Below are 14,570 nucleotides of genomic sequence, written 5' to 3'. Positions count from 1 at the left end.
GAAGCGGAGGAACCCCTCTGTGACCGATTCCCGTGTGCCGCGCCGGCGGCGCTTCCTCGTCTGCGAACCCAGACACTTCGCCGTGCAGTACGCGATCAACCCCTGGATGCATCCCGACACCCGGGTCGACGTCGATCTGGCCCAGGAGCAGTGGCGGGAGCTCATCCGCGCCTACCGCTCGCACGGCCACGACGTCGACGCCGTGGAACCCGTCGCCGGGCTCCCGGACATGGTCTTCGCCGCGAACTCGGCGGTCGTCGTCGACGGCCGGGTCTTCGGCTCCCTCTTCCACGCCCCCGAGCGCCGTCCCGAGTCCACGCACTACGAGACGTGGTTCAAGACGGCCGGCTACGACGTGCACCGCCCGGAGGCCGTCTGCGAGGGTGAGGGCGACCTGGTCTGGACGGGCCGGTACGTGCTGGCCGGCACCGGGTTCCGAACCAGCCGGGAGGCGCACCGGGAGGTGCAGGAGTTCTTCGGCCATCCGGTGATCAGCCTGACCCTGGTGGACCCGTACTTCTACCACCTGGACACGGCGCTGTTCGTCCTGGACGACGACAACATCGTGTACTACCCGGAGGCCTTCTCCCCCGGCAGCCGCGAGGCGCTGGCCCGTCTGTACCCGGACGCGGTGCTCGCCACCCGCGACGACGCGATGGCCTTCGGCCTCAACTCCGTGTCCGACGGCCGCCACGTCTTCATCGCACCGCGGGCCGAGGCGCTCGCCGCCCGTCTCGCCGACCACGGCTATGTCCCGGTCGCCGTCGACCTCTCCGAGTTCCAGAAGGCCGGCGGTGGCATCAAGTGCTGCACCCAGGAGATCCGCTCATGACCGCTCCCGTCTCCACGCGTACCTCCGCCGACCTGATCCGCGCCGAGGAGCCGGTGCTCGCGCACAACTACCACCCGCTGCCCGTGGTGGTGGCCCGCGCCGAGGGCACCTGGGTGGAGGACGTCGAGGGCAACCGCTACCTGGACATGCTGGCCGGCTACTCGGCGCTCAACTTCGGCCACCGTCACCCCGCGCTGATCGAGGCGGCCCACCGGCAGCTCGACCGCCTGACGCTCACCTCGCGCGCCTTCCACAACGACCGGCTGGCCGAGTTCGCCGAACGGCTCGCGCGGCTGACCGGCCTGGACATGGTGCTGCCGATGAACACGGGCGCGGAGGCCGTGGAGAGCGGCATCAAGGTGGCACGCAAGTGGGCGTACGAGGTGAAGGGCGTCCCTGCGGACCGGGCGACGATCGTGGTCGCGGCGGACAACTTCCACGGCCGCACCACGACGATCGTGTCGTTCTCCACCGACGAGACGGCCAGGTCGGGCTTCGGCCCCTTCACGCCGGGCTTCCGTGTCGTCCCCTACAACGACCTGGCCGCGCTGGAGGCGGCGGTCGACGAGACCACGGCGGCGGTGCTGATCGAGCCGATCCAGGGCGAGGCGGGGGTGGTCATCCCCGACGACGGCTATCTCGCCGGAGTGCGGGAGCTGACCCGCCGGACGAACTGTCTGTTCGTCGCCGACGAGATCCAGTCCGGCCTCGGCCGCACCGGCCGGACCCTGGCCGTCGAGCACGAAGGGGTGGTTCCGGACGTGCTGCTGCTGGGCAAGGCCCTGGGCGGCGGGATCGTGCCGGTGTCGGCGGTGGTCGCCCGCCGGGACGTCCTGGGGGTGCTCAGGCCCGGCGAGCACGGTTCCACCTTCGGCGGCAACCCGCTCGCCGCGGCGGTGGGCACCGCGGTGATCGAGCTCCTGGAGACGGGCGAGTTCCAGCGCCGCGCCCGCGACCTGGGCGCGGTGCTCCGCGACGGCCTGACCGGTCTGGTCGGCAAGGGCGTCCTCGGATTCCGCTCGCGCGGCCTGTGGGCGGGCGTGGACGTCGACCCCGCCATCGGCACCGGCCGCGAGGTGAGCCACCGCCTCATGGGGGAGGGCGTCCTGGTCAAGGACACCCACGGCTCGACGATCCGCCTGGCGCCGCCGCTGACGATCACGGAGGCCGAGCTCGCCTCGGCGCTGGAGGTGCTGGAAGGAGTGCTCGGGCGCGGCTGAGCCGGCACGGGCGGGGCGAGCGGGTGGGGCGGCGCGCGAGCGGGCGGGTCGCTCGCCGCTACCGCCACCCGCCCGGCGCCCTCGACGCGGTGCGGTCCGGTCGTTGAGGGGCAAGATGGGGGCAAGAGGTGGTAGACCACTCTCAGCGACAGAGAGGTCGGCCGTGGACACATCGGAGGAGCACGAGCTCGCCCGCCTGGCGTTCGACGTGGCGGATGCGGCGCCCCTGCTGCTCGACGCGGCGGGGGTGGTGACGGGCTGGAGCGCGGGCGCCCAGCGGATGCTGGCGTACCCGGCCGCCGAGGTGGTCGGCCGGAGTCTGGCCGACCTGGTGGTCGCCGAGGACGCCGGACGGGTACCGCCGCTGGTCGAGCGGTGGCACCGGGACGGCGGCTGGGCGGGGCTGTTGTCGGTGCGTCGTGGCGACGGGGGGTCGGTCCGGGTCATGGTCCGGGTCGCCTCCGCCGAGGAGGCCCGGGGGCCGGCGCGGTGGCTGGTACTGCTGTCGGAGATGGCCGGCGCCCCAGGCTGGGACATGCATCGCGGTGTGCTGGAGCAGATGGTCGCCCGGTCGCCCATCGGGATCGCCATCGTCGACACCGACCTGCGGTTCGTGTGGTCGAACGCGGCCCTGAGCCGGTTCGGCGGCGGCCCGCCCGAGCAGCGGCTCGGACTGCGGCTGGGGGACATACAGCCGGGTCTGGACGCCGACGCCGTCGAGACGCAGATGCGGCACGTGCTGGCGACCGGGGAACCGGTCCTCGGGTACGAGCACGTCGGCAGCGTGCGGTCGGCGCCGCTCCGGGAGACCGCGCACGTGCTGTCCTTCACCCGGCTCGACGACGAGCGGGGTCGCCCGATGGGCGTGTACTACACCGTCGTGGACATCACCGAGCACCACCGTGCGCGCCAGCGGCTGGCCCTCCTGGACCGGGCCGGCGAGTACATCGGCCGCAGCCTGGACATCGTGCGGACGGCCCAGGAACTGGCGGACGTGGCCGTACCGGCGCTCGCCGACCTGGTCGTCGTGGACCTGCTGGAGTCGGTGCTGCGGGGCGCGGAGCCGGCGCCCGGGCCGCTGGACGGCACGGATCCGGTACAGCTGCGGAGGGTGGGGCACCGGTCGGCGAACGCGACGGACACCGACGGGGCGGGCGACACGGGCGAGCTCGCCTCCCCCGCCGTCGGTACCGGCGACCGCGGGGACACCCTGACCATCGGCACCGACGGCCCCAGCCCCCGCGCCGCCCATCCCGCCATCGGCACCGGGGAACCGGCGGTGTACCTGCCCGACTCGCCCCCGGTCCGCTGCCTCGCCACCGGCCGGCCCTGGCGCGAGGCGCGGCTCGATCCCCTCGCCCGGTACTGGGGCGCCGACGCCACGGACGGCCAGGGGGTCACGTTTCTGGGACTGGGGCTGCACAGCGCGATGGTGGTGCCGATCCGGGCGCGGGGCGTCACGCTGGGCGTGACCACGTTCTTCCGGCGTCGCAGGCAGGAGCCGTTCGACGAGGACGACCTGAACCTGGCCGAGGATCTGGTCTCACGGGCCGCGGTGTGCGTGGACAACGCGCGGCGCTACACCCGCGAGCGGGACGCGGCACTGGGACTGCAGCGCAACCTGCTCCCGCACCGGCTGCCCGACCAGGACGCGGTGGAGGTGGCCGCCTGCTACCGCCCGGCGAACGAGCTGACGGGGCTCGGCGGCGACTGGTACGACCTGATCCCGCTCTCCGGCGCGCGGGTGGCCCTCGTCGTGGGCGAGGTCCCCGGGCACGGGATCGACGCCGCGGCCTCGATGGGCCGGCTGCGAACCGCCGTACGGACGCTCGCGGCGCTCGATCTGCCGCCGCACGAGGTTCTGGCCCATCTCGACGACCTGGTCGCGCGGAACGCGCAGGAGGAGAGCGTGGCCCCGGGTGGTGACGAGGGCGCGGCGCAGGGGGTGGGTTCCGGCTGTCTGTACGTCGTCCACGACCCGGTCGACGGGCGGTGTTCGATGGCCGCCGCCGGGCATCCCGCGCCCGCGGTCGTCCGGCCCGACGGATCGGTGACCTTCCTGGACCTGCCGCCGGGGCCACCGCTGGGCGCGGGCGGCCGGCCGTTCGAGTCGGTGGAGACGGTCCTGCCGGAGGGCAGCACGCTCGCGCTGTACACCGACGGCCTGCTGCCGGCCCGTGGTGAGGCGTCGGACGTGGACGCGCACCGGGAGCGGCTGCGCCAGGCTCTCGGACAGCCGACGGCCTCGCTCGACCTGCGCTGCCGTGCCGTCGTGGACGCGCTGGTGCCGGCCCGGCCGCGCGACGACGTGGCGCTCCTGATGGCCCGTACCCGGCGCCTGGACGCCGACCGGGTCGCGTCCTGGGAATTGCCCGCCGACCCGTCCGTCGTCGCCGACGCCCGCAAGGCGGCCTGCCGCCGGCTGGCGGACTGGGATCTGGACGAGCTGGCCTTCACCACGGAGCTGGTCGTCAGCGAGCTGGTCACCAACGCCATCCGGCACGCCGCCGGACCGATCCGGCTGCGCCTCATCAAGGACCGGTCGCTGATCTGCGAGGTCTTCGACGGCGGCGCGACCGCTCCCCACCTGCGCCATCCCCGCACCACGGACGAGGGCGGGCGCGGCCTGCTGTTGGTCTCCCAGTTCACGCAGCGGTGGGGCACCCGCTTCCTTCCCGAGGGGAAGGTCATCTGGGCGGAGCAGTCACTCACCGATCCGCCGATGTGACCTGATCCGGCGCATATCGTGGGAAACTAGGTCATCCCGGTGGTGAGGGCGGAAGCCATGGACGAATCGGTGATCGACTACAGGGCGGTCTTCCAGGCCCTGCCCGGCATGGTGGCACTGCTCACGCCCGAGCTGGTCTACGCGGACGTCAACGAGGAGTTCTGTCGCGCGTCCGGCCGCAAACGCGAACAGATGGTCGGGCGGCATCTGTTCGAGGTCTTTCCCGACAACCCCAACGACCCCACGGCGACGGGCATGCGCAACCTGGAGGCGTCGATGCAACGCGTCCTGGACACCGGGGAACGCGACGGCATGGCCCTACAGCGCTACGACGTCGAGGACCCCACCCGGGCGGGGCACTGGCAGGAGCGTTACTGGAGCCCGTGCAACGCGCCGGTGTTCGGCCCGGACGGGAACGTGGTGATGCTGGTGCACCGGGTCGAGGAGGTCACCGAGCTGATCCGGGCGCGTGGCGGCCGGACCACCGGCCGGACCCGGGTGCTGGAGGCCGAGCTGTACACCCGCGCCCGCGAGCTCCAGGACCTCAACGAGCGGCTGCGGCTGGCGCACGCCCGCGAGCGCGAGGTGGCCCTGGCCCTCCAGGAGGCGATGCTGCCCGCCAGGCGACAGGTGGGGGATCACCGGGCCGCCGTCCGCTACCGGCCGGCACTCGGCGCGCTGAACGTCTGCGGCGACTGGTACGACATGGTCGACCTGGTGGGCGGCCACCGGCTCGGCGTGTCCGTGGGCGACGTGGTCGGCCACGGGCTGGCGGCCGCCGGGGTGATGGGCCAGCTGCGCAGCGCGCTGAGCGCCGCCTCCCGGGTCGCCGAGGGCCCCGCGCAGGCGCTGGACGTGCTGGGGCGGTACGCGCATGTCGTCGACGGTGCCGAATCGGCCACCGCGGTCACCACGTTCGTCGACTTCGACCGGCACACGATCACCTACAGCAGCGCCGGTCACCTCCCTCCCGTCCTGGTCCACCCCGACGGCTGGGTGGAGTTCCTGGACCAGGCCACCGACCCGCCGCTCGACGCCCATCCCGACCCGATCCCGAGGCCGCAGGCCGGCGCCACCTTCACCGACGGCGCCATCCTCGCCCTGTACACCGACGGTCTCGTCGAGCGGCGGCGCGAGGACATCGACACCGGCCTGGCCCGGCTGGCCGAGTCCCTGCGCCGCCATCGGGCCGAGGACCCGGAGGCCCTCGCCGACGCCGTGCTGCTGGAGCTGCTGCCGCCCGGCGGCGCGACCGACGACACGGCCCTGATCATCGTGCGGCTGTGAGCCGCCGTCGCCCACCCGTCGACGATCGGCCAACCCCGTACCCCGGCGCGCCCGGCCCGGTTTCGGAGGCCACGGCCCGGCCCTACACTGGCACCCCGATGACGTGCCGGTTGACCTGCTTTAACGCGGCGGTTGAGCCGACCGCCGGAGTGAGGAGCGACCCCCCTTGTTCTACTACCTGCTCAAACACGTGTTCCTGGGGCCGTTGCTGAGACTGGTCTTCCGCCCTCGAATAGAAGGCCTGGAGCACGTTCCGGCGTCAGGTGCGGCCATCGTCGCGGGCAACCACCTTTCTTTCTCCGACCACTTCCTGATGCCCGCCGTCCTGAAGCGGCGCATCACCTTCCTCGCGAAGGCCGAGTACTTCACGGGCCCCGGCATCCGGGGCCGGCTGACCGCGTTCTTCTTCCGCAGCGCCGGGCAGATCCCGGTGGACCGCTCCGGCAAGGAGGCGGGCCAGGCCGCGATCCGCGAGGGACTCGGCGTCCTCTCCAAGGACGAGCTGCTCGGCATCTACCCGGAGGGCACCCGTTCCCACGACGGCCGGCTCTACAAGGGCAAGGTCGGCGTCGCGGTGATGGCCCTCAGGGCGCGGGTTCCCGTCATCCCCTGCGCGATGATCGGCACGTTCGAGGCCCAGCCGCCCGGCAAGGTCGTCCCCAACATCCACCCCGTGGTGATCCGGTTCGGCAAGCCGCTCGACTTCTCCCGGTACGAGGGCATGGAGAACGAGAAGGCCGTCCTGCGAGCCATCACCGACGAGATCATGTACGCGATCCTGTCGCTGTCCGAGCAGGAGTACGTCGACCAGTACGCGGCCGTCGTCAAGGCCGAGGAGGCAGCGGCCAAGGCCAAGGAGCGCAGGTTCCCCCGGATGCCGCTGAGTTGACCCCCGCGGTCAGTCCGTGACCGGCCGCTGTCGTCAACCGGCCGCTGTCCCCCTCTGCTGTCGGCAGAGCGTCTGGCACCGGCTGTGGGCCGGGCCCTACGGTCGCCGTATGAGACGAGCTGTGGTGATCGGAGCGACGGGACAGATCGGGCGGGTGGCCGTCGGCGCGCTGGCCCGGGACGGCTGGGAGGTCACGGCCGTCTCGCGGGGCGGCGGCCGGGACGCGAGCTGGCCCGGTGAGGTGCACGCGGTGCGCGCGGACCGGGAGGACGCGGCGGCCCTGGCCGCGGCGGTCGGCGACGGCTGTGACGTACTGGTCGACATGGTGGCCTTCGGGCCCGCTCACGCACGGCAGTTGACCTCGCTGGCCGACCGCGTGGGCTCGGCGGTGGTGATCTCCAGCGTGTCCGTGTACGAGGACGACAAGGGCCGGAACTTCGACACGCAGGCGGAGCCGGACGGCTTCCCCGAGTACCCGGTGCCGATCCCCGAGGAGCAGCGGACCGTACGGCCGGGCGACACCTCGTACAGCACCCGCAAGGCCGGGCTGGAGCGCGAACTCCTCGACGCGGGCGGGCGGTTGCCGGCCACGCTGCTGCGCGCAGGCGCGATCCACGGTCCGCACTGCCGGACACCTCGCGAGCTCTACTTCGTCAAGCGGAACCTGGACGGCCGGCCCCGGCGGGTCATCGCCTTCGGCGGCGAGAGCCGGTTCCACCCGGCGAGCGTGCACAACATCGCGGAGCTGATCCGGCTGGCCGCCGCACGGCCGGGCACCCGGGTCCTCAACGCCGTGGATCCGGACGCCCCGACCGTGTCGGAGGTCGCGCGGGCGATCGACGAGGTGATGGGAGTCGAGACGGAGAGCGTCCTGGTGGACGGGCCGCCGCCGGCGCCCTCCGTGGGGGACACGCCGTGGTCGGTACCGGTGCCCGTCGTGTGCGACATGGCGGCCGCGGAAAGGGAGTTGGGCTACCGGCCGGTGGTCCGGTACGCCGAGACGCTGCCGGAGACGGTCGCGTGGATCGAGGAGCGGCTCACGGGACGGGACTGGCGCGAGGCGTACCCGAAGATGCTCCAGTCGTACGGCGACCTCTTCGACTACACGGCGGAGGACGCCTTCCTCGACAGGTAGAAGACGCCGACACGTGCGCGGGGGCGGCCGGTGGTCCGGCCCCGCCCCCGCGGTACGTCTGTCCTACGGCTTCGGCGTGGCGTGCGGCGCGCACGTCACGTCGGCGCCGTCCAGCCCGCCGCTGAGCAGGTAGGCGTCCACCCGCTCGTTGATGCACGGGTTGACCAGGCTGGTCACTCCGTGGGAACCCGCGTTCTTCTCGGTGATCAGGCGGGAACCCTTGAAGCGCTTGTGCAGTTCGACGGCGCCGCCGTACGGGGTCGCCGCGTCACGCTCGGACTGCACGATCAGCACGCCCGGCAGCCCCTTGCCCGTCCTGACGTTCACCGGGGTCTGCTGCTTGACCGGCCAGGTCGCGCAGGGCAGGTTCATCCAGGCGTTGGACCAGGTCAGGAACGGGTAGTCCTGGTGCAGCCGGGTGTTGTCCCGGTCCCACTTCCGCCAACTGGTGGGCCACTTGGCGTCGGTGCACTCGACGGCCGTGTAGACCGCGTTGCCGTTCTCCGAGGCCGCGTTGCCCGCGGTGTCGGAGAGGTCGGGGGCCGCCGCGTCGACGAGCGCCTGGGTGTCGCCGGCGACGTACTTGCTGAACACCGTCGCCACCGGGATCCACGAGGAGTCGTAGTACGGGGCGCCCTGGAAGAAGCCGATCAGCTCGGCCGGGCCGACGACCCCACCGATGGGGTTCTTCTTGGCGGTGGCGCGCAACTCCAGCCACTTCGCCTGGACTTCGGCGCGCGTGGTGCCGAGGTGGAAGACGGCGTCGTTGGCGGCGACCCAGTCCTGCCAGTCCTTCCAGCGGGTCTCGAAGGCGACGTCCTGGTCGAGGTTGGCCTCGTACCAGATCTTCTCCCTCGACGGGTTGACGACGCTGTCGACGACCATCCGGCGCACATGGCCCGGGAACAGGGTCCCGTAGACGGCGCCGAGGTAGGTGCCGTAGGAGACGCCGAGGAAGTTGAGCTTCTTCTCGCCGAGTGCGGCGCGGATGACGTCCAGGTCGCGCGCGGAGTTCGGGGTGGTCATGTGCGGCAGCATCTCGCCGCTGCGCTCGTGGCAGCCCTCGGCGTACTCGCGGGCGAGCTTGCGCTGGACGCGCTTGTCGGCCTCGGAGTCCGGCACCGGGTCCATCTTGGGTGCCTTGACGAACTCCTGCGGGTCGGCGCAGGAGATCGGCGCCGACTTGCCGACGCCCCGCGGGTCGAAGCCCACGAAGTCGTACGCCTTGGCCGTGTTGGCCCAGACCGGCGCCTTGGTGGTGACGCGGCGCGGGAAGCGCAGGCCGGAGGCGCCCGGTCCGCCCGGGTTGTAGATGAGGGCGCCCTGGCGCTCCTCCTTGGTGCCGGTGTTGCCGATGCGGTCGACGGCGAGCCTGACCTGCTTGCCGTGGGGCTTGGCGTAGTCGAGCGGCACGGTGACATAGCCGCACTGGATGGGCTTCTCCAGGCCCCAGTCGGCCGGGCAGTCCTGCCAGTCGATCCCGGTCTTCGCGGCCTTGGCGGCGGCGATCGCGGCGCCGACGGCTTCGCGGTCCTTGCCGTGGCGGGGGGTGTCCGCGCTGGCTGTGGGGGCCGTGACGGCCCCGGCTATCAGGGTCGCCGTGACGAGCACTCCGGCGGAACCGAACGCGGCCGCCCGCCTCGTCGCTCTCTTGTCCCTCAAGTGGGCCCTCCCCGTACGTCGTTGTCGAGTACGGGGATCCTCTCGGCTGTGAGTCTCCTGAGAACAGGGGTGGTCGGCCTTCTTTGCCAATCCGATAACCGGATCGGTCCGTCCGCTGTGCGGATGGCGTCTCCCGGCGCGAGAGGTCTAGCCGAGCGACTTCAGTGCCTCGTCGAGCACCCGGCGCAACCGTAGCGCGTCCGGCGCGACGGCGGTCACGAGTGCGGCGGGACCTGCCAGCGGCACGACCGCCGCCCCCTCCCCCAGCACCCGCGCCGACACCGGTCTGTCCTCGAACTCCGGCCTCACCACGACTGCTTGGCCGACGGCACGATGTCCGCCGAGCACGGCGGGCCCGTCCCAGCCACCCGGAGCTCCGGGCCCGCAGTCCAGCTCCTGGTCGAGCAGGGTCCGCCCCTCGATCCGTACCACCAGACGGCTGACCAGTCGTCCCGGTTCCTCGCCTACCCGTCCGAGTACCTGCTCCTCACGCAGCACGAGGCGGGCCGTGGCAGCGAGGTCGGCGTGGGTCGTGACGCGCAGATCGCTGCCGCCGGCCGAGATCAACTGTTCGGGCAGCCAGCGCAGTTCGGCCCCGTCGGCGACAGTGAGCCGGACGTCGTAACGCGCCTCGCCCTTGGCCTGGCCGGGCAGTGCGATGGTGGCGGCGGCCGATCCGACGCGCAGCCTGGCCCCGGCCTCCACCCCGGCCCGCACGGCGAAGTGGTCACCGCCGAGCGGCCCGCTCATCGCGCCGACGAGCATGACGTGCGCCTCGTCGCCGCTGCCCCGGGTGCGTCGCAACGCCAGCGGCCCGTCACCTTCCAGCACGGGCAGTGACGTACCGCCCCGGCCGTCGTCCCGCGCGACGATGCGCGCGGTGGCCCGTACTCCGGTCGCGGCGGCGGTCATGCCGTCCACGCGGCGAGCTGCTTCCGCACCCAGTCGGCGACGTCCCGCACCCCGGATTCGGCCCTGAGGGACTGGAAGACGACCGGCAGTTCGGCCCGCTGCGCCTTGGCGTCGGCCGCCATCCGCCCGAGGTCGGAGCCCACATAGGGCGCGAGGTCGGTCTTGTTCACGACGAGCAGGTCCGCGGTGGTGACACCCGGGCCCCCCTTGCGCGGGATGTCGTCGCCGCCGGCCACGTCGATCACGAAGATCTGCGCGTCCACGAGCCCCCTGGAGAAGGTGGCGGTGAGGTTGTCGCCGCCGGACTCGACGAGGATCAGGTCCAGCGGGCCGACCTCGTCCTCCAGGTCCTCGACCGCTTCGAGGTTGGCGGAGATGTCGTCCCGGATCGCCGTGTGCGGGCACGCTCCCGTCTCCACAGCGGTGATCCGCTCGGGCGGCAGCACGGCCTCCCGGAGCAGGAACTCCGCGTCCTCGCGCGTGTAGATGTCGTTGGTGACGACGGCCAGCGACAGCTCGTCGCGCAGCGCCCGGCACAGCGCGGCCACGGTCGCGGTCTTCCCGGACCCGACGGGCCCACCGAGCCCGATCCGCAGGGCACGGCGTGTGCCGTCGGGGCGGCGGGCGTCGGCGCTGACGGCCGCGGGGCCGTCGTGAGAGTGGTCGAGGTGCATGGGGCGGCTCCTAAGGCACGGTCTTCAGCCCGTCCGGCGTTCGAGGACGAGGCCCCTTCAGGGCCGAAGCGGGGGTCTGGGGGCGGGAGCCCCCAGGGGCGGGACGGGTAGGGGCTGGACGGGTAGGGGCGGTGGGGGCGAGGAACAACCTCCTACGACGCGAAGAGCCGCACGGCCCAAGCGGCATGCGCCTCCGCACTGATCTCCAACAGCGGAGCCGAGGCCGCCGGCAGGGCGTCGACCCCTGCGTCGACACACTCGCGCGCGGCTTCCACCGCCTGGTCCGCGACCAGGTCCAGCTCCGGCGCCAGCCGTGCCAACACGCCGGTCGCGTCGAAGGGATCCAGGCTCAGCAACCGCACCGTGGCCGACGCCGGCCCGCTGACACTCTCGTACGCCGCGCAGTAGGCCGCGTCCAGCGCCCCCAGCCCCGCCGCCCGAGCCGCGAGCCCGAGCACCACCGGCTGGTGCGCCCCCTTGGGGAACTCCCGTGCCAGGGCGTCGAGTTCCGAGGACGGCCAGGTCGCCCGCGCGGCCCGCATCAGCTGACGCCCGAGCTTGCGGGCGGTGGCCCGCAGCGCGGGAGACGGCGTCCGGGCGTCCGCGGCGGCGTCCAACCGCACGGGATCGACGCCGAGTACGGCCGCCGCGGCCAGCGCGGCGGAGACCCGCCCCGCCGTGTGCAACCGCCCGCGGCAGAAGTCCTCGAGGCTCGCGGCCCCGGTGACGCGTCCGGCCTTGACGGCCGCCTCGGCCCCGCCGGAGTGCGCGTGCCCTCCGGCGGGGAAGCGGCCGTCGGCCAGGACGAGAAGTGCGGCCCTGGACATCAGGATCCCCCGGCCATCAGAAGAGGAAGTAACGCTGGGCCATGGGCAGTTCGGCGGCCGGGGTCGCCTCGACCAGCTCCCCGTCGATGTGCACGGCGAAGCTGTCGGGATCGACCTGGACACGAGGCCGCGCGTCGTTCTCCCGCATGTCGGCCTTGGTCACCCCGCGCGTCGACTGGATGGCCACGAACCTCTTGCCGAGCTGGAGCCGCTCGGGCAACCCGTCCTCGATGGCCAGCGGGGCCACGAAGTTGAACGAGTTCGAGGCCGGCGCCCGCCCGATCGCGCCGTACATCGGACGCGGCAGGATCGGCTGCGGGGTCGGGATGGACGCGTTGGCGTCGCCCATCTGCGCGTACGCGATCTGCCCGCCCTTGATGACGAGGTGCGGCTTGACGCCGAAGAACGCGGGCTCCCACAGCACCAGGTCGGCGAGCTTGCCGGTCTCGACCGAGCCGACCTCGTGGTCGAGGCCCTGCGCGACGGCCGGGTTGATCGTGTATTTGGCCACGTACCGACGCACCCGATGGTTGTCCGCGCGGCCGTCGCCGGGCAGCGCGCCCCGGCGGTTCTTCATCACGTGCGCGGTCTGCCAGGTCCGCATGACGACCTCGCCCACCCGCCCCATGGCCTGGGCGTCGGAGGAGATGATCGAGATCGCGCCCAGGTCGTGCAGGATGTCCTCGGCCCCGATGGTGGAGGGGCGGATCCGGGACTCGGCGAAGGCGAGGTCCTCGGGGACGGCCGGGTTGAGGTGGTGGCACACCATCAGCATGTCGAGGTGTTCCTCGGCGGTGTTGACGGTGAAGGGCCGGGTCGGGTTGGTCGAACTGGGCAGCACGTGCGGCTCGGAGACCACGGTCATGATGTCCGGCGCGTGCCCGCCGCCCGCGCCCTCGGTGTGGTAGGCGTGGATGCCGCGTCCGCCGATCGCGGCGAGGGTGTCACCGACGAATCCGGCCTCGTTCAGGGTGTCCGTGTGGATCGCGACCTGGATACCGGTGCGGTCGGCGACGGTCAGCGAGGCGTCGATGACGGCCGGCGTGGAGCCCCAGTCCTCGTGCAGCTTGAGGCCGAGGGCGCCGCCGCGGATCTGGGAGAGCATCGCCTCGTGCGAGACGGTGTTGCCCTTGCCGAGGAAGCCGATGTTGAGCGGGTACTGCTCCATCGCCTCCAGCATCCGGGCCAGATGCCAGGGTCCGGGCGTCACGGTGGTCGCCTTCGAACCCTCGGCGGGGCCGGTGCCGCCGCCGACCAGCGTGGTGATCCCGGCGGACAGCGCCTCGTCGGCGATCTGCGGGCAGATGAAGTGGACGTGCGCGTCGATGGCACCGGCGGTCAGGATCCGACCGTTGCCGGCGATGATCTCGGTCTCGGGGCCGATGACGAGGTCGGGGTGGACACCGTCCATGGTGTCGGGGTTGCCGGCCTTGCCGATGCCGGTGATCCGGCCGTCGCGGATGCCCACGTCGGCTTTGACGATCCCCCAGTGGTCGATGATGACGACACCGGTGACGACCGTGTCGGGGGTGCCGTCCGCGCGCGTGGCCCGCGACTGGCCCATGGATTCGCGGATGACCTTGCCGCCGCCGAAGACGGCCTCGTCACCGGCGAGTCCGGGACCGCCGGAACGATCCTCCTCGATCTCGACCAGCAGGGCGGTGTCGGCGAGCCGGATACGGTCGCCGGTGGTGGGGCCGAACAGGTCGGCGTACGCGGCACGCGAGATCTCAGGCATCGAGGGCACCTCCGGTCTCCCCACGCAGCCCGGGCACCACACGGGCGCCGGCGAGCGGGACGAGTTCGACGTCGACGGGGATCCCTGGTTCGAAGCGGACCGCGGTGCCGGCGGCGATGTTCAGCCGCCTGCCGCGCGCCGCGGCACGGTCGAACTCCAGACCGGGGTTGGCCTCGGCGAAGTGGTAGTGGGAGCCGACCTGGACGGGCCGGTCGGCGGCATTGAGGACGGTCAGCGAGGTGACCTCGCGACCCTCGTTGTAGACGACCGGGTCGTCGGCGAACAGGAACTCTCCGGGAATCACGGCGATGTCCCCCCGTCAGACGATCGGGTCGTGGACGGTGACGAGCTTGGTGCCGTCCGGGAAGGTCGCCTCGACCTGCACGTCGTGGATCATCTCGGGGATGCCCTCCATGACGTCGTCCCGGGTGAGCAGCTTGCGTCCGGAGGACATGAGCTCGGCGACCGTACGGCCGTCACGGGCGCCCTCGAGGATGTGCGACGTGATGAGCGCGACCGCCTCGGGGTGGTTCAGCCTCAGCCCGCGCGCCCGACGCTTCTCGGCCACGTCCGCCGCCACGTGGATCAGCAGCCGCTCTTGCTCGTGCGGGGTCAGTTGCACGTCCCACCTCACAGTCTCGCTCCGGACCGTGCGGGGTCCGGTCG

The 14,570-nt window shown here is 72.4% G+C and carries 13 protein-coding genes; 6 read left to right on the top strand and 7 right to left on the bottom strand.

Features of this window, described 5'->3' with window-relative positions; translation table 11 throughout:
- The first annotated feature begins 19 nt into the window (after positions 1-19).
- The 6 genes from ddaH to AQJ84_RS06010 all read left to right on the top strand — a co-directional run bounded on the left by ddaH (position 20) and on the right by AQJ84_RS06010 (position 8,091).
- Positions 20-832, top strand: coding sequence for a dimethylargininase (gene ddaH, locus AQJ84_RS06035; RefSeq protein ID WP_030041531.1), 813 nt, complete (start codon positions 20-22; stop codon positions 830-832).
- Positions 829-2,052: an ornithine--oxo-acid transaminase gene (rocD, locus tag AQJ84_RS06030; protein ID WP_053190779.1), complete on the top strand. Its 1,224-nt coding sequence runs from the start codon at positions 829-831 to the stop codon at positions 2,050-2,052. The genes ddaH and rocD overlap by 4 nt, the downstream gene beginning before the upstream one ends.
- Positions 2,053-2,215: 163 nt before the next feature.
- Entirely contained in the window at positions 2,216-4,780 is a 2,565-nt protein-coding gene (locus tag AQJ84_RS06025) for a SpoIIE family protein phosphatase (RefSeq protein WP_030041528.1), read from the top strand.
- A 57-nt stretch (positions 4,781-4,837) separates the two neighbouring features.
- Complete coding sequence (locus AQJ84_RS06020; RefSeq protein ID WP_030041527.1) at positions 4,838-6,067, top strand: PP2C family protein-serine/threonine phosphatase; 1,230 nt, start codon at positions 4,838-4,840, stop codon at positions 6,065-6,067.
- A 166-nt stretch (positions 6,068-6,233) separates the two neighbouring features.
- Positions 6,234-6,956, top strand: coding sequence for a lysophospholipid acyltransferase family protein (locus AQJ84_RS06015; RefSeq protein WP_030041526.1), 723 nt, complete (start codon positions 6,234-6,236; stop codon positions 6,954-6,956).
- Between the two features lie 109 nt (positions 6,957-7,065).
- Positions 7,066-8,091 (top strand): NAD-dependent epimerase/dehydratase family protein, encoded by a 1,026-nt coding sequence (locus AQJ84_RS06010; protein WP_107082667.1) that lies wholly within the window; start codon positions 7,066-7,068, stop codon positions 8,089-8,091.
- 63 nt (positions 8,092-8,154) lie between these two features.
- On the opposite strand, the gene AQJ84_RS06005 is transcribed toward AQJ84_RS06010, so the two are convergent.
- The 7 genes from AQJ84_RS06005 to AQJ84_RS05975 form a co-directional block, all read right to left on the bottom strand.
- Complete coding sequence (locus AQJ84_RS06005) at positions 8,155-9,753, bottom strand: alpha/beta hydrolase (RefSeq protein WP_030041524.1); 1,599 nt, start codon at positions 9,751-9,753, stop codon at positions 8,155-8,157.
- Between the two features lie 147 nt (positions 9,754-9,900).
- A complete protein-coding gene (locus tag AQJ84_RS06000) occupies positions 9,901-10,665 on the bottom strand; it encodes an urease accessory protein UreD (RefSeq protein ID WP_053190839.1) in 765 nt (254 codons plus the stop codon).
- Complete coding sequence (ureG, locus tag AQJ84_RS05995; protein WP_030041522.1) at positions 10,662-11,339, bottom strand: urease accessory protein UreG; 678 nt, start codon at positions 11,337-11,339, stop codon at positions 10,662-10,664. The genes AQJ84_RS06000 and ureG overlap by 4 nt, the downstream gene beginning before the upstream one ends.
- A 152-nt stretch (positions 11,340-11,491) precedes the next feature.
- Complete coding sequence (locus AQJ84_RS05990; protein ID WP_053190782.1) at positions 11,492-12,166, bottom strand: urease accessory protein UreF; 675 nt, start codon at positions 12,164-12,166, stop codon at positions 11,492-11,494.
- 16 nt (positions 12,167-12,182) lie between these two features.
- Positions 12,183-13,904 carry an urease subunit alpha gene (locus AQJ84_RS05985; RefSeq protein WP_030041521.1) on the bottom strand — a complete coding sequence of 574 codons (1,722 nt, stop codon included), beginning with the start codon at positions 13,902-13,904 and terminating at the stop codon, positions 12,183-12,185.
- Positions 13,897-14,208: an urease subunit beta gene (locus tag AQJ84_RS05980; protein WP_030041520.1), complete on the bottom strand. Its 312-nt coding sequence runs from the start codon at positions 14,206-14,208 to the stop codon at positions 13,897-13,899. The genes AQJ84_RS05985 and AQJ84_RS05980 overlap by 8 nt, the downstream gene beginning before the upstream one ends.
- Before the next feature lie 15 nt (positions 14,209-14,223).
- The gene (locus AQJ84_RS05975) at positions 14,224-14,526 is read right to left on the bottom strand and encodes an urease subunit gamma (RefSeq protein WP_028808600.1); all 303 of its coding nucleotides are present in this window, start codon (positions 14,524-14,526) and stop codon (positions 14,224-14,226) included.
- Positions 14,527-14,570: the final 44 nt, after the last annotated feature.

It is taken from the genome of Streptomyces resistomycificus (genome assembly GCF_001514265.1).
GTDB classification, from domain to species: domain Bacteria; phylum Actinomycetota; class Actinomycetes; order Streptomycetales; family Streptomycetaceae; genus Streptomyces; species Streptomyces resistomycificus.
This window is presented reverse-complemented; position numbering and strand designations above follow the sequence as displayed.

Bases quoted from the DNA above. Each gene is read 5' to 3' on its own strand.
- rocD (WP_053190779.1), top strand. From the start codon at position 829: ATGACCGCTCCCGTCTCCACGCGTACCTCCGCCGACCTGATCCGCGCC.
- AQJ84_RS06020 (WP_030041527.1), top strand. From the start codon at position 4,838: ATGGACGAATCGGTGATCGACTACAGGGCGGTCTTCCAGGCCCTGCCC.
- AQJ84_RS06010 (WP_107082667.1), top strand. From the start codon at position 7,066: ATGAGACGAGCTGTGGTGATCGGAGCGACGGGACAGATCGGGCGGGTG.
- AQJ84_RS06000 (WP_053190839.1), bottom strand. From the start codon at position 10,665: ATGACCGCCGCCGCGACCGGAGTACGGGCCACCGCGCGCATCGTCGCG.
- ureG (WP_030041522.1), bottom strand. From the start codon at position 11,339: ATGCACCTCGACCACTCTCACGACGGCCCCGCGGCCGTCAGCGCCGAC.
- AQJ84_RS05990 (WP_053190782.1), bottom strand. From the start codon at position 12,166: ATGTCCAGGGCCGCACTTCTCGTCCTGGCCGACGGCCGCTTCCCCGCC.
- AQJ84_RS05985 (WP_030041521.1), bottom strand. From the start codon at position 13,904: ATGCCTGAGATCTCGCGTGCCGCGTACGCCGACCTGTTCGGCCCCACC.